At 32.2% G+C, this 15,257-nt stretch carries 11 protein-coding genes, 1 tRNA gene and 1 pseudogene; 7 read left to right on the top strand and 6 right to left on the bottom strand.

The window, feature by feature from the left end:
- Positions 1–1,048: pseudogene (locus tag J8M14_RS19495) on the bottom strand (hypothetical protein); the annotation flags it as partial.
- A gap of 275 nt (positions 1,049–1,323) precedes the next feature.
- Here J8M14_RS19495 and J8M14_RS19490 point away from each other — a divergent pair.
- Positions 1,324–1,396, top strand: a tRNA-Gly gene (locus J8M14_RS19490).
- Between the two features lie 270 nt (positions 1,397–1,666).
- Here the strand turns inward: J8M14_RS19490 and J8M14_RS19485 are convergent.
- Both J8M14_RS19485 and pepE read right to left on the bottom strand, forming a co-directional pair.
- Positions 1,667–2,581, bottom strand: coding sequence for a glutaminase (locus J8M14_RS19485; RefSeq protein ID WP_211076502.1), 915 nt, complete (start codon positions 2,579–2,581; stop codon positions 1,667–1,669).
- An 8-nt stretch (positions 2,582–2,589) separates the two neighbouring features.
- The gene (pepE, locus tag J8M14_RS19480; RefSeq protein ID WP_211076501.1) at positions 2,590–3,297 is read right to left on the bottom strand and encodes a dipeptidase PepE; all 708 of its coding nucleotides are present in this window, start codon (positions 3,295–3,297) and stop codon (positions 2,590–2,592) included.
- Positions 3,298–3,404: 107 nt separating this feature from the next.
- Between pepE and J8M14_RS19475 the strand changes: the two genes are divergently transcribed.
- From J8M14_RS19475 to J8M14_RS19450, 6 genes are all read left to right on the top strand, one after another.
- On the top strand, positions 3,405–4,196 hold the full coding sequence (locus tag J8M14_RS19475) for a hypothetical protein (protein WP_211076500.1): 792 nt from the start codon (positions 3,405–3,407) through the stop codon (positions 4,194–4,196).
- Between the two features lie 135 nt (positions 4,197–4,331).
- Entirely contained in the window at positions 4,332–5,090 is a 759-nt protein-coding gene (locus J8M14_RS19470; protein WP_211076499.1) for a hypothetical protein, read from the top strand.
- Between the two features lie 77 nt (positions 5,091–5,167).
- The gene (locus tag J8M14_RS19465) at positions 5,168–5,677 is read left to right on the top strand and encodes a DUF6702 family protein (RefSeq protein ID WP_211076498.1); all 510 of its coding nucleotides are present in this window, start codon (positions 5,168–5,170) and stop codon (positions 5,675–5,677) included.
- A 66-nt stretch (positions 5,678–5,743) separates the two neighbouring features.
- Positions 5,744–8,059: a M1 family metallopeptidase gene (locus tag J8M14_RS19460; protein WP_211076497.1), complete on the top strand. Its 2,316-nt coding sequence runs from the start codon at positions 5,744–5,746 to the stop codon at positions 8,057–8,059.
- A 91-nt stretch (positions 8,060–8,150) separates the two neighbouring features.
- Positions 8,151–8,444: a twin-arginine translocase TatA/TatE family subunit gene (locus J8M14_RS19455; RefSeq protein WP_211076496.1), complete on the top strand. Its 294-nt coding sequence runs from the start codon at positions 8,151–8,153 to the stop codon at positions 8,442–8,444.
- 327 nt (positions 8,445–8,771) lie between these two features.
- Positions 8,772–10,274 carry a S8/S53 family peptidase gene (locus J8M14_RS19450; protein WP_211076495.1) on the top strand — a complete coding sequence of 501 codons (1,503 nt, stop codon included), beginning with the start codon at positions 8,772–8,774 and terminating at the stop codon, positions 10,272–10,274.
- Between the two features lie 56 nt (positions 10,275–10,330).
- Here the strand turns inward: J8M14_RS19450 and J8M14_RS19445 are convergent, their stop codons facing one another.
- The 3 genes from J8M14_RS19445 to J8M14_RS19435 form a co-directional block, all read right to left on the bottom strand.
- Complete coding sequence (locus J8M14_RS19445) at positions 10,331–10,972, bottom strand: O-methyltransferase (RefSeq protein WP_211076494.1); 642 nt, start codon at positions 10,970–10,972, stop codon at positions 10,331–10,333.
- Between the two features lie 5 nt (positions 10,973–10,977).
- Complete coding sequence (locus tag J8M14_RS19440) at positions 10,978–12,342, bottom strand: T9SS type A sorting domain-containing protein (RefSeq protein WP_211076493.1); 1,365 nt, start codon at positions 12,340–12,342, stop codon at positions 10,978–10,980.
- A gap of 184 nt (positions 12,343–12,526) precedes the next feature.
- Positions 12,527–15,241 carry a CHAT domain-containing protein gene (locus J8M14_RS19435; RefSeq protein WP_211076492.1) on the bottom strand — a complete coding sequence of 905 codons (2,715 nt, stop codon included), beginning with the start codon at positions 15,239–15,241 and terminating at the stop codon, positions 12,527–12,529.
- Positions 15,242–15,257 lie beyond the last annotated feature (16 nt).

Genomic DNA, 15,257 nt, shown 5'->3' with positions numbered 1-15,257 from the left:
GAACATTCACTCCAACTTCAAAATTATCTCCATTAGGTGTAACAGTAATAGATCCATCAGGAGAGGTAATATTTTGTATTTCATTCCTATCATCCGAATCCCCATCATCAACATTTAAGGCAATATTATTACCACCACTAATAGATATGTCTCCAGAAGTACCATTGGTAGACAATGTTTGACTATCAGTTCCTGGGTTGTTCAATATAGAAAGATCAATTGTCTGAGTAGTATTATTTTCGAGTTCTAATGTGATAATATTAGTAGTCGGATCGAAGTTGAAATTAGTAATCTGTTGGTTATCGGTATTGTCAAGATAAGGAGTAAGATTAATATCAGTTGCGGATGCGTTATTCGTTACCGTTAAAATATTAGTAGTGGTATTCAGGTTCAGATCCTGAATTTCGTTAGTAGGATCACTATCGGCATCATCTACATTAAGAGTAATAGTATTTCCATTACTTATAGAAATATTTCCAGGGTTATTATCAGTAGATAAAGTTTGGTTGTCGGTACTTCCGGCTGCTAATTCATCTATAGCATCTTGTACATTGGTTCCTGAAAGTGCAGAAGTAGTATTGTCATAAGAAACCTCAGCAGCATTTTGATCATCTGTTCCCACAAAATCTATGGATCCAGTAGTATTTCCGTTATCAAAAGAGAAAGTCCCATCTCCATTAGCAATTAGTTGTGCTTTATTGATAGTAACAGCTATATTATCTTCATTTGTATAGGTAAAGGATCCATCATTATTGTCCAGAATAAATGTAATTGTCTCCGCCATACTACATAAGGATTGCCAACTAATACCATTATATTGGTGTACACAGTTTTGGTCAGTATTATATACCATAGCACCTGCTAAAGGTGAAATTAGATTCATTTCTGCATCACTGACTCTAGTAAGTACAAATACTTTGTCTGCACTTTCTAATTCTAACAATGATGAGGGATCAATAATATTAGGAGAATCTCCTACTTTAACCTGAGAATATACTGTTCCTAGATTTAATATAACAAGTAGGATAATGGTAGTTTTCAACTTCATTTGGTAACAATTTTTTAAAATTCTAAGGGGTAAATTTTTTATTAATCTGCTACATTAAGTTTAATTTCAAAATAATTAAACTTAACCATCTTAAAGATAGTGATTAGCTTAATTTTAATGGCAATACACTCAAAAATACAATTTTTTTTAGACGAAATACGTTTTTTGCCGTTTAAAAGTATTACTTAGAAAGTTGTTTTTTCCCCGACTAATAAATTTTTAATGATAAAGTTTTATTTATTTAATCAAAATATTATACATTTGCCGTCCGGAACGCGGGAGTAGCTCAGTTGGTAGAGCGTCAGCCTTCCAAGCTGAATGTCGCCGGTTCGAACCCGGTCTCCCGCTCTGATAAAACCTCACTATTTTAGTGAGGTTTTTTTATGGATGAATATGAGTAAATGTCGTCACGCTTGGAGCGTGATCTCCCGCTCTGATAAAACCTCACTATTTTAGTGAGGTTTTTTTATGGATGAATATGAGTGAATGTCGTCACGCTTGGAGCGTGATCTCCCGCTCTGATAAAGCCTCACTATTTTAGTGAGTTTTTTTTATGAATGAATATGAGTGAATGTCGTCACGCTTGGAGCGTGATCTCACACTCAATTAGAATTTTATTTAGAATATAGACAAACCTGTTAGGGTTGTAAGTCTTTCTAATGCATACATTCCCAGTTCTGAATTTCCTTTTGGGTTAAGAGGAGGGCTCCAAACTGTAACAGCGTACTGCCCGGGGTGAACTGCAGCTATTCCACCACCAACTCCACTTTTGCCGGGTAAACCAACTCTAAAACTAAATTCACCTGCCTCATCATAAAAACCACAAGTTTGCATTATAGCATTAATACGTTTAACCTTGTGATGAGAAAGTATTGACTTGTTAGTAGTCATTTTTTTTCCGCCATTTACATATATCATAAAAGCTGTGGCAATTTCCATGCAAGACATTTCAATAGCACATTGATAAATATAAAAGTCTAAAACTATTTCAATATCATTTTTGATATTACCAAAGGATTTCATCAAATTAAGTAAAGCAGCATTACGGTGACTGTATTTTTTTTCGGATTGAAACACTTTTGGATTGATGATAATCGTATTATTATCTGTAATATCATGTATGAATTCCAAAAAATCTTTTTTTGGGTTTGCTAAGTGTGAAATCAGTATATCAGAAATGACTAATGCACCGGCATTAATAAATGGATTTCTAGGTATTCCTTGTTCGTATTCTAATTGAACTAGAGAATTAAAAGGATCTCCAGAGGGTTCGACATCTACTCTTTTGAATAGTTCATCATCCAACAAAGACATAGTTAAGGTAAGTGCAAAAACTTTAGAGATACTTTGGATTGAAAATCGTTCTTGATGATCACCAAAACCATAATGTCCTGAATTAACACAATACAAATGCATTCCGAATTTTTCTGCTTCTATTTTTGCTAGTTCGGGGATATATGATGCTACTTTGCCCGTACTGTTCTTACATGAAACTTCAGAAGAAATAGTATTCAATATCTTTTGATAATTCATAAATATGACTAATTTAACTGAGATAATGAGGTACCAGGATCAATCTCATAAGGAGCTTTATTTTGCTCAAAAATCCTAGCGGATAAACTTCCTTTTAAGATGATTTCTTCATGTTTTACTTCTAACCAGCTACCTTCTCTTAACCCTATTACTGGTTGTGGATTAAGACGATGAAACTCTTTAATTCTAGTCTCTCGGGTTTCTCCTTTATGAGTAGATTTTGGATCAGGATCAAGATAATGAGGATTGATATTAAAAGGCACCAGACCTAAAGTTTTAAAACTGGAGGGATAAACAATAGGCATGTCATTGGTAGTTTGCATTGTTAAACCGCAGATATTACTACCTGCACTTGTTCCTAAATATGGAATACCTGATTGTATAGCTTTTCTTAATGACTCAATGACTTGATTTCTGTATAATTGATCTACCAGAAGAAAAGTATTTCCACCACCAGTGTATATGCCTTGAACATTTCCGAACGCTTCATTAGGGTTATCAAACATATGAATGCTGACTATTTTTTTATTAATTTTTTTGAAAATATTATTGATTCCAATCGTATATTCATCATGTGATATTCCACCAGGACGGGCATAGGGTATAAATAATATTTCGTCACAATTGTTATACAATTCTACCAAGGTTTCTTGTAGATATTCCAGTGGTTGACTCCCGTGAATAGTAGAAGTACTGGCAATAATACAGTTTTTCATCTGTTTTTTTGATAAAGGTAGTTTAACGTTTTCTTATATCGAAATCTTTTAGGAAGATAAAAAAAATGTAGTATCTTGACTATCCAGAATCAATAACTATCCCTACTATGAAAGTAAAATTCGCTATTTTTTTTACCTTTTTTACAATTAGTTTATCCTTAGCACAAATCACCCCGAGAGTTATGATTGATGGTAAGGTTAGTGTTCCAATAGGAGATGATGTAGAAGGGGTAGTGGTCTATAACAGAACTTCTAGTAAAGGTACCATTACAGATGATAAAGGAGTTTTTAGAATCAGTGCAGGGATAAATGATAGGATTGAAGTTGTAGCGATGCAATATCAACACTTTATAATTGTTGTAGATAAAGGAATAATTGATAGTAAAAGATTGAATATTTTTCTAAACGAATCTGTAAATCTACTAGAAGAGGTAATTGTAACTCCGTATGATTTATTGGGTAATGTAAAAGTAGATGTCAATAAAATAGAAATTGATCAAGGAAATATTGCGGAGGTAGCAGAACAAACATCAACAAGGATTAATGATGCAGATTATGATTTTAGACCAGATAGTCTTTCTACGCTAGACAATAATTCTTTTACAAAAGATGGAATGATCAACGGACTAAATTTTGTTAACCTTTTTAAGTTTGTATATGATAATAAATTAATTGTCAAAGAGAAAAAAAAGAGTATCGATATAGATGTTAAAGTCAGAGATGTATATAATGATCAGTTTTTTAAAGATTATTTAGCTTTAGAAATACATCAAATCAATGATTTTATCTTTTTTGCTGAAGATAACGGTCTGAATAATAAGTATTTTGAGTCAGGAAAAGAACTTGATCTTCTTCAGTTTTTGGTTTATCAAAGCAAGCTTTATAGACAGCGACAATAGCTTTATTGTTTGATAAGTCTGTAACGCAACTAATTTTCGAGAGTCTTATATGTTGATGATCTAGAAGGGTATTAACTTTTCTAAACATAACGTCCTTTAATTGTCGCTAATGTTTTGGTCATTAAACATACATATATGACTAAAATAATAGTGATCAGTTTCTTTATTTTGATTTCTTTTCAAGGTTTTGGACAATCCGAGATGCTTGAAGGTAAAATCATTGCAGATTCTCTTGAAGGATACGCTATTAATATCGTAAATTTTACTAAAGAAGTTGGGACGACTAATGATGAGCATGGTTTTTTTGATATTCCAGCCAGAATAGGAGACTCTATTGTTTTTTCTTCGGTTCAATATGAACCATTATCATTACTTGTTACTCAGGATGATTTGGATAAAGAAAAGATTGAAGTTATTTTGAAACCTATAGTCAGAAAACTCGAACAAGTAAATGTAAGTAATGTAGAGCTTTCGGGTAATCTTAATAAAGATGCAACTATTGTAGAGATACAACCATTTGTAAACAATAAAAGTTTAGGACTTCCTTTTAGGGATATAAAACAACCAACACAAGCTGAGCGTAAAATCTATACGGCAAAATCAGGTATACTCGATCGACCTATTAATTACCTTAACGGTACTCTTAAAAAGTTAAAAAGAATAAAGGCGATAGAAGATTTAGAAAGATTAATAGAAAAGGGAGAGACTTCATTTAACATCTCTTTTTTTGTGGATGGACTGGATTTGCCAGAGGATTTGATATCGGATTTTATGTATTATTGTGCAAAAGATGAGTATTTTAAAAATCTCTTGCAAAGCTCTAAAAAACTTACATTAGTAGAATTCTTTCAGAAAAAGGCAAAATCCTATAAGGTGTTTAAAGAAATTGAATGACGAAATTTAACTTTGGCACAATTTTTTAATTCAAAACTTTAAAATTAATTACATTTATCGCCTTGAAACTTTTAATAATGAAGAGAATAATATTAATTATATTATGTGTGTTTATAGTTCCGATGAGCTCATTTAAGAAAGCCCATAAATTTTATGTGAGCGTCACCCAAATTGAGCATAATGAAGAGCAGCAGTCATTACAAATGATTTCTAGAATTTTTATTGATGATATAGAAGAACTTCTTAAAGAAAGATATAACGATTCAATTATGCTAGGTGTAGAGAAAGAAACTTCAGGGGTTAATAAATACCTGAAAAAGTATTTTGATCAGAAGCTTTTAATTAATGTAAATGGAGAACAGAAGTCATTGAATTTTATTGGTAAGGAGTACGAAGAAGATTTAATGATTTGTTATCTGGAAATAGAAAATATTTCTTCGTTAGAAGTCATCGAGGTTTCTAATCAAATCCTAATGGATCTCTTTGAAGAACAACAAAATATTATTCATGTAAAAAAAGGCAAACAGCGCAAAAGCCTTATCCTGGAAAAAGGAAAAGATAATGGGATGTTAAAGTTTAGTAAATAAATCATTAAACTTTTAAAAAACAGCTATTTTGCAAGCTATTATACTTAACACAATACTACTAAAAAAATGAAAAAGATACTTTTCACACTTTCGATGACTTTTATGTTATCGGGATCTTTTATGTATGCTCAAAATCAGGGAGGAGCTAAAGAGTCTAGAGAATTAGGGCATACAAACCAAAATAAATTCAAGCAATTATATGAAGAGTTTGCTACTCCTAATATGTATAGAACAGCTTCAGGTGCTCCTGGTCCGGCATATTATCAGCAACAGGCAGATTATAAAATGGATATAGAGCTTGATGACAAAAATAAAAAGCTATCAGGTAAAGAAACCATTACATATACCAACAATTCTCCTGATGATTTAGAGTTTTTGTGGGTACAATTAGATCAAAATATGCGTTCCAGAGATTCCAAGACTCCTTTGATTCAACCTGGTGGTGTTGCTATGGCAGATCAACCAAATACGTTTGTGGGTAAGTATATGGGACAAGGATTCGATGGAGGATTTAATATCACTTCCGTAAAGGATGCTAGTGGTAATCCTTTAAAATATACTATTAATAGGACTATGATGCGTGTAGAGATGCCAAAAAACTTGGCTTCTGGTGGAAAGTTTGTGTTTTCGATTGACTGGTGGTATAATATTAATGATCACGTAAATGGAAGAGGAAGATCTGGATATGAAGAGTTTGAAGATGGTAACAGGGCGTATGTGATTGCTCAGTTTTATCCTCGTATGGCAGTGTATAATGATGTAGAAGGATGGCAAAACCATCAATTTTGGGGTAGGGGAGAGTTTGCTTTACCTTTTGGAAATTTTGAAGTAAATATTACTGTGCCTTCTGATCATATTTTAGATGGAACTGGAGTATTAGTAAATCGTAAAGAAGTATTTACTAATGAGATGATGAGCCGTTATGAAAAAGCAAAAAAATCATACGATAAACCTGTAATTATAGTATCAGATAAAGAAGCAAAGGCTAAAGAAAAAACTTTTGCACAGGATAAAAAGACTTGGAGACTAAAAGCAGAAAATGTTCGTGATTTTGGTTTCGCAACTTCCAGAAGATTTATCTGGGATATGATGGCGGTTAAGATAGGAGATAGAGATGTAATGGCTGTTTCCATGTATCCAAAAGAAGGAAATCCATTATGGGAAGATTGGTCGACTAAGGCTGTTGCAAGTACTTTAAAATCTTATAGTCGTATGACTTTTGACTATCCTTATCACAAGGCTATTTCTGTACATGCTAAGAATCAGGGGATGGAATATCCTATGATCTGTTGGAATTATGGACGCCCCGATAAAAAAGGTAAGTTTAGTGATCGTACCAAGTTTGGTATGATGAGTGTAATTATTCATGAAGTTGGACATAACTTCTTCCCGATGATTGTGAATAGTGATGAGCGTCAATGGACTTGGATGGATGAAGGGTTAAATACTTTTGTGCAATATGTTGCAGAGCAGGATTTTGGAGAATGGTATCCAGAAGCTTTAGGGAAAAATTATAAAAAGTACCCTTCTCGCAGAGGACCAGCTGCTAAGATTATTCCTTATATGAGTGGTAATCAAGAACTACTTTCTCCAATTATGACACAGTCAAATAATATTCACCAATTTGGTCCTAATGCTTACGCTAAGCCGGCTACAGGGTTAAATATTCTTCGGGAAACAGTAATGGGTAGAGAACTTTTTGATTATTCATTTAGAACTTATGCTCAAAGATGGATGTTTAAACACCCAACACCTGAGGACTTTTTTAGAACCATGGAAGATGCTTCTGCAGTAGATTTAGACTGGTTTTGGAGAGGTTGGTTTTATACTACAGATTATACTGATATAGGAGTAAGAGATGTTAAGAAATTTGTAGTTTCAAAAGAACCAAATCAACGCGCAAAAGATTTCGCTAAAGCCAGAGGAGCAAGAGTAGAAGACTTTGGACCATTAGTATTTATGGTTGAAGAGGGCAGCGATGAATATGCAACGATAAAGAAGAACGGAAATATTATAGATGATGGTAAAACCCTAAAAGAGTATTTATTAGATAACTTTTCTATCGAAGAACGTGATAATTTAAAAGAACCTAAATTTTTCTATGAAATTACTTTCGAAAAACCAGGGGGACTTGTGATGCCTTTGATCGTTGAGTATACCTATGAGGATGGATCAACAGAAACAGTTACGTATCCGGCAGAAATCTGGAGAAAGAATGATGATGCAGTGAAAAGAGCTATTGCATCAGAAAAAGCGATTTCTAAGATATTAGTTGACCCTAATCAGGAAACTGCAGATATTGATACTTCAAATAATAGTTGGCCACAAGAGAATAAGGTTGGCAAGTTTGATCAATTTAAAAATAAAGTAAAAGGGCAGTAGATCTGAAATTTTACTAAAAACGAAAATGCTAAGCCATTCACCAATGTGAATGGCTTTTTTTCTGATTGATATTAGTTATATTTGCAGAGTTATGACAACATTACCTTTATTTATCAGCGGTACAGAAATAGCCTTTATAGTTTTTATATTGGTGATGGTCTTTGGAGCGGATAAAATTCCGGAAATAGCTCGTGGATTAGGTAAAGGAATGCGTGTTGTAAAAGATGCCACTAATGATATTAAGTCAGAAATTACCAAGAGTGCAGAAAAACATGGTATAGATACTGAATTACCAAATTCTCTTACTTCAGATATCAAAAAAGAGATAGATCAGGTTAAAGATGATATCGACGAAATTACCGGCCCTATCAAACGTAAGTTTTAGGTTTTTACTAGTAGACTCCAGATTTTTTACAATTAAATTTTATATCCTTACGAGAACTAGCTACTTGTTATTGTTCACCTATGTCTTACTTACTTTTTTTAACAAAAAATTATGAATTCAGTGATTTCTTACAGTATAAGTAGACTTTTAGGTCTTATGCAAGCATAATACCTAAGTTTGTATTAGCACTACCGTAAAAATATGCGCAAATATTTAGATTATATTTAATATATTAGCTGTGAAATTATTAAAATCATAATTTTTAACTAAAATTATGATTTATGCGCTTGATTGCATTTGCACACAAACTCTTAACTTATACTAAAAATGAAAAAATTAACTTTTCTAGGCTTAGGGCTTTTATTTCTATTCTCCTGTTCTAAGGAAGATCCATTAGAGATTACCGATCCTAATTCTAACTCTATTGAACAGCAAAAATTATTATCAATTTCAGAGGTAAATGAATATATCGCCTCAGAATTGAAAAAAAAGGGTGATGTTAATTGGACTAAAGCTCCTGCTGTTGTGCTATGGAGTGCAGCAGTTCATGGAAATAACCTATTAAGTGTAGGTTATGGTAACCAAGATCAAAGCTTTTCTATTGAGAAACGTTCATCAGAACTAATAAGTGCTAAAGAAAATATTTTTAGCATAGTTCAGGAAGAAGAACAGTTGTCTAAATCAAAAATTGTGATGCATGATGACGACATCCTCAACTATGTAGATGTTACTGTAACAGAGTTAGAAACGGTAGTAGCTTTACAGGCTGCCGATCAGATTAGATATATTCAGCCGGCGGGATATACTTTTTATCTCAAAGAAGATCGTATTCAACAAAAAGATTTTGGGTGTAATCAAAGTGGGGAAAGTATTAATGGTGCAGATTATCGTTTGATATCACCTAATGCATGGTTTCCTTGGAATTTTGATAGACATAATATCTCTCAAGCCTGGAACTATAGTACGGGAGCAGGTATTACTGTTGGTTTAATAGATACAGGTATCTCAGGTAATCAAAATTTATTGGGTAGTAATGGATTTAATGACGGAGCATCTAATGGTCGATCCATAGAGCGATATGGAACATATATCGATTCTCCATGGTGGTGGTCAAATAATGTGGACGGTCCTAATGATAGATGTGGGCATGGTACACAAATGGCATCTACGCTTGCCTCTCCTAGAAATAATGATTTTATGCCTGTTGGTGTTGCGTATAATTGTAATCTGGTTTCATATAGAGGTACAAGTGACGTAGTGTTAGAAGATTATCACGAACGCAAAGGAGTTAGTAATGCTTTGAAAGCCCTCGGGAATAGAGGAGATGTAAAAATTATTTCCATGTCGGTAGGTTACCCTTGGTCTATTGGAAATGTGAAAGATGCGGTACGATATGCGTATAACAGGGGTAAACTTATTGTAGCTGCAGGTGGAACTTCTACATCGTTTACCAATTGGTATGGTGTGATTTTCCCAGCTAGTATGAGTGAAACTGTAGCGGTTACAGGAATTAAAGACAATGGATATAACCGCTGTAGTAACTGTCATGACGGTAATAAGATTGATTTTACTATTATCATGCAAAGAGCAGGTGATAACAATCGAAATGTACCGGTTATTGGGTTTAATACCGGAGCTAGGAATTATGTTGGAGGATCTTCGGTTGCAACTGCTACAACAGCTGGTATTGCTGCTTTAATATGGGCACGTAACCCAAGTATGTCTAGAGATCAGGTTCTGGATAAATTAAGAAGATCAGGAGAATTCTATCCTAATCGTAATAGTAAATTTGGATATGGTAATATTGATGCACTAAAGGCTGTGCAATAATTTAGAATTGTAATTATGTAGGTTTATAAAAGGCAAAGTTTTTAGGATTTTGCCTTTTATTTTACCCTACTTATCGTTAACCCATCTCGAATTGGAAGTAATACAGTTTCTATTCGGTCATCATCAGCAAGAAGTTTGTTATATGCTAATAAAGCTTTAGTAGAAAGATCATCTTCCTCAAGTTTTTCAATAACCTTTCCACTCCATAATACATTGTCTGATAAAATTATTCCTCCTCGGTTCATCTTATTAATAATTAAATCAAAATAAGTTGAATAATTTGGTTTATCTGCATCTATAAATACTAAATCAAATTTCAGATCTAGATCAGGGATAATTTCAGTAGCATTACCAATATGCTGATGAATTTGATCTCCATATGGGGAAAGATTAAAGTATTTCCTTTGAAAACGTTCTAACTCTTCATTAATATCAATGGTGTGCAGTATTCCGTCTTTTTGCATTCCTTCTGCAATGCATAATGCCGAATATCCGGTATATGTTCCTATTTCTAAAATACTTTTAGGCCTAATCAATTTAGAAAGCATACTTAGTACCCGCCCTTGATAAGGACCACTAAGCATACGCGGTTGTAATATCTTTTGATACGTTTCTCTTGTAAGTTGTCGTAATAACTCAGGTTCTTGTTGAGTATGATGTACTACATAAGTATCTAATGCTTCCGGGATAAAGTGCATGATTTTTAATGCTTAATAATCTTCTCCAAAGATAATCCTTTATCAGTTTTGGTCTCTAAGAAATAAACGCCATTATCTAAGAATTGAAGATTTACTTTTGTTATATTTTGATTTTCAGTAAAATAATAACTTTTTAATACTCTACTATTGATGTCATAAATTTGAATCGATTTTATATTTTCTTCACCACTTATATATAATAAATCTTTTGTTGGTTTTGGATAGATAGTGAATTCTGGCGTATTTCCAATTTCATTACTACTTAAAGTTGCACAATTCAGACTATACGTAGTTGTTTCATCTTTTTTCCATTCACTATTATTATTAGCTGCATCTACATCGTTAACCTGTACACATGCCAGATCAGGATTGTTATTAATATTAAGAGAAGCTAGATTAAGATTTTGGGTAAGATTTAGGTTATTAAGATTGTTGTCTCTACCTGATAGTTCTTCGAGGTCTGGATTTTGACTGATATCAATTGTGGTTAAATTATTGACCCAAAATGACAGAATATCGAGTTTAGTGTTTTGTGTTACGTCTAGACTTGATAATTGGTTTTCGCCACAAGATAGATTTTCTAGATTTACGTTCTGTGTTACATCCAAACTGGTAAGATTGTTATAAGGACATGCTAACCACTTAAGTTTTGTGTTATTTGTTAAATCAAGATTAATTAACCCCATATTATTACAGAATAAAAACTCGAGATTAATGTTTTGTGTAACATCTATAGCAAAGTTATTATCAGCACAGTTCAGATAAGTCAGTTTTACGTTTTTTGTAAGATCAAGGTTTGATAGGTTATTAGCCTGAGCAATTAATCGGATTAGATTTGTGTTTTTGGAAGTGTCTAAACTCATCAGACTAGAATTGTCACAAGACAATTCTTCTAATAAAATATTTTGAGTTAAGTCAAGTGTGGCAAGTTTGGTGTTGCTGAACGATAATCGCTTAAGATTAGTGTTTTGTGTGAAATTGGTGGTCAAAGGTGAGTTGGTACTATTAAAATTATTATTACATAATACTGTTTCTAGAGCTAGGTTTTGAGAAAAGTCCAAATCTGTAAAACGATTATTAGAACAACTTAAGAATGTTAGATTTGTAAAGTATTGAATACCATCTAAAGAAGTAATATTTTTTTGATTAATGAATAACCTAAGTACAGTTGCTGCTTCGCTTTCTTGAATTTCTCCATCATTATTAGTATCCACATCTGTTCTAGTAGAACCGTTTCCACTAATTTCTGCTACATTATTATTTATCAGTGCATTTTTGAAGTTAGCATCTGAAAAGTTAATATCTGTACCCCATGATTGGGTAATTGAAAAATTAAAAACAAATAATAATAGTAAGTAAGCTTTTTGCATAATTGATAATTTTAGTTTGCGAAAATAGTATGAATTGTAAGTTCTTTTTATTAAAAACCTCTATATATTCATGTCGCTAGAATTTGCTATGTTACTTTAAAAACGTGTATATTTTTGATTATTTATATTGTGTTGAGGAAGGAACTTTATAATTTTTAATCTAATAGATAGATTTTACTATTTATTACGACTTATTTTGCTTCATTCTTTTTCTGAACAACAACAAAATAATAAATAGACATAGTAAAATAGGAATGATTAACCAATAGTTAAAACTAGTATATATTGGTTCTGGATCACCTATAAGTACTAAAAGTGACCAATAATAAGGAGAAGCTTTCCTCATTGAATGATTTTTTAGATAATCTAGTTTAGCTATACGTAATGCCTCGGATTTGGTTTTTCCTTTTTTTAGTTGCTTATAAAAATTAGTTGTCACTTCTACTGTAGTCTTATCGTCAGCTTTCCATAAAGTAGAGATTACACTATTAGATCCGGTATTAAAAAAGCCTCGAGCTAAGCTCATAACACCTTCACCTTTTTCTATTGTTCCAATCGATGTGTTGCAAGCACTTAACACAACTAATTCTGCATTGTTTTTGGTAGCATAGATATCGTTTAAGGTAATTTTATTATTTACCCCTGCAATCCAAGGTATAATAGAATCATTGGCATTAGCGTGTGTAGATAAATGAATAATCTTATGTCTTGATAATTCATCTATTAAGTTTTGTTTAGAAGCTTGCTCATTTAATAAGACAGTACTATCAAATCCTAACGCAATTTGATCAATCTCGGTTTTTGTATTTTCTAGAACAGGAAGATCAAAGGTGTATTGCACGGGGGCAAAACCTAAAAATTCTTTTTCAGAATTACGTTTTAATTTTTTGTTTTGAAGTAAAAATGAAATAGAATAGGCGTAGTTGATCTCATAGCTTTCTATTAAATAATGGTTATTGTTGTCAAGCAAAGCTTCAAAAGGAATATTGTATAAGTTGTGATCTGAAATAATGGTTACTTTCTCTGTAATATAAGATCTAGTTTTTTTGGGTATTAGGGTATTATATATACGTTTACTGACCGTTTTAAAGCTTTCGAACTCTTTTTTAGAATGCAAGGGCTGAGAAACAAGCTTGCCAAATGTTTTAATATCTTTCTGTAAAGTTTCTACATCTTCAATTTCAAAAAAATCAGTTGTATTTTGATTAATAATTAATCCATACCCTGTTTTATTACCTAGGATATAGTGAATAAATGAGTAGTTATTATGGTTACTATATTTTTGTACTTGGTCTAATGATATAATATCAGCAGTACGTTTAGAACTATAATATTGAGGGTAACTTATTTCTAAGGAGTCTACAAAAGCAGAGTATTTTTGTTTAGCATTAAATAACTCTAATTTTATAGAATCAGTAATTGATTTATGATTTTTATTGTTTAGTTTGTTTTGAGTATCGGCAATTTCTCTTTTCAATAAAAATTCTCTTGCAAGAATACTATCAGGAATAATATTTACTCTTCTTAACTCTTCGTTGCTAATGTCTTCTAGTAGTAATAAAGCCTTATTTTTTTCTATAAAGTATAATGCTTTTTCGGGTTTGTTGAGTACATAGCATGTTTTGACCGCATCCAGGTATAAGTCAGAGGCATCATTTTTCCAAAAAAGATTAGATTGTTGTGCGTTACTTTCTAATCTTATGATATCGACTAGCTTATCGCCAAGAGTGGATATGTTTAATGAGTTCTTTAAAATGGAGATATCTTTATTTTTTTCATATAATTTTTGAGCAAATTTTACATTGTCCTTCAATATCTTAAGAAAAGTATTTTTTTTAGGATTGATTTGCAATTCATTATCATTAGGCAATATGGTTTTGTAGCCATTTATTTTAATGCCAGGTGCGATTTGTAATAATGCACTATTAGAGTGTTCGATTGCCTGAAGAAAATTATTATTTCTAAAATAAGCCCAGGCTTTATTATGAGAAACCAATGCCTTAAGTGTATTATTGTTTTCGATATGTTTTAGCGCATTGTTTAGATAAAATAGAGAGGTATCGATTTCTTTATTTTTCTTAAGACCTTGTATATCGAAATATGTTCTTCCAATCCATTCTCCGTTATCTCCGGATTGTATAATTTTATTATAATATTTCAGAGCATTTAAAGTGTCATTTCCTTTCTTTTTATATAAACTTCCTAATATAGAATAGGTCTGAAATTTATTATCATCGCTAACCTTATCAAGCATAGGAATTATAGAATCAGCTTTTAAAGCTTTTTTTATGCCTTCCTCGCAATTTTTTGTGTCACCCAGGTTAAAGTGAACCTTGGCAGCTTGTAAATAGCAGAGTAATAGCCATTTTGGTTCATTAAGCTCTATGGACAAAAGTTCTAGTTGATCCAATGCTGATAAACTATTGGGATAATCTCTGATTTTCCAGTAATTAAGTGCTAATCTCCAATAGGCAGATCTTTTTCGAGTGAGATCTTTGGTAATCGTTACAAATTGATTGTAATGTTTTATAGAATTTATAACATCTCCTTTTATATAGTAGAAAATCGCAAGGTTATTTAGGGTTAAAGTGTAGGAATTAAAATTTGATGATTTTAATTTTTGACGTATATCTAATGCTTTTTTCGTATAAGTAATAGCTTTATCTAGATCTTTTTTATACCACCACTTTCCATACTCATGTAACTCGACAGCTAAAAGAGAATCTTGCTCTGGTCTAGTATATGTGTTGAAAATGCTATCTATGGATTTGTCAATGTCTCTGTGTTCTTTTTTAGAGTTTAGAATAGACAAAAAAGGCTCCGATCCCTTATACTTAGTTTGTGATAGTATGGGATCAGAAGAAGCCAGTAAAACGAGTAAAAATAAATAAAGGTTCAAGATTGAACCTTTATTT

The sequence above is a fragment of the Aquimarina sp. MMG016 genome, assembly GCF_018100805.1.
Taxonomy (GTDB): domain Bacteria; phylum Bacteroidota; class Bacteroidia; order Flavobacteriales; family Flavobacteriaceae; genus Aquimarina.
Note: the sequence above shows the minus strand (reverse complement) of the source record. Positions and strands in the feature narration are given on the sequence as shown.

Bases quoted from the DNA above. Each gene is read 5' to 3' on its own strand.
- J8M14_RS19485 (WP_211076502.1), bottom strand. From the start codon at position 2,581: ATGAATTATCAAAAGATATTGAATACTATTTCTTCTGAAGTTTCATGT.
- pepE (WP_211076501.1), bottom strand. From the start codon at position 3,297: ATGAAAAACTGTATTATTGCCAGTACTTCTACTATTCACGGGAGTCAA.
- J8M14_RS19475 (WP_211076500.1), top strand. From the start codon at position 3,405: ATGAAAGTAAAATTCGCTATTTTTTTTACCTTTTTTACAATTAGTTTA.
- J8M14_RS19470 (WP_211076499.1), top strand. From the start codon at position 4,332: ATGACTAAAATAATAGTGATCAGTTTCTTTATTTTGATTTCTTTTCAA.
- J8M14_RS19465 (WP_211076498.1), top strand. From the start codon at position 5,168: ATGAAGAGAATAATATTAATTATATTATGTGTGTTTATAGTTCCGATG.
- J8M14_RS19460 (WP_211076497.1), top strand. From the start codon at position 5,744: ATGAAAAAGATACTTTTCACACTTTCGATGACTTTTATGTTATCGGGA.
- J8M14_RS19455 (WP_211076496.1), top strand. From the start codon at position 8,151: ATGACAACATTACCTTTATTTATCAGCGGTACAGAAATAGCCTTTATA.
- J8M14_RS19450 (WP_211076495.1), top strand. From the start codon at position 8,772: ATGAAAAAATTAACTTTTCTAGGCTTAGGGCTTTTATTTCTATTCTCC.
- J8M14_RS19445 (WP_211076494.1), bottom strand. From the start codon at position 10,972: ATGCACTTTATCCCGGAAGCATTAGATACTTATGTAGTACATCATACT.
- J8M14_RS19440 (WP_211076493.1), bottom strand. From the start codon at position 12,342: ATGCAAAAAGCTTACTTACTATTATTATTTGTTTTTAATTTTTCAATT.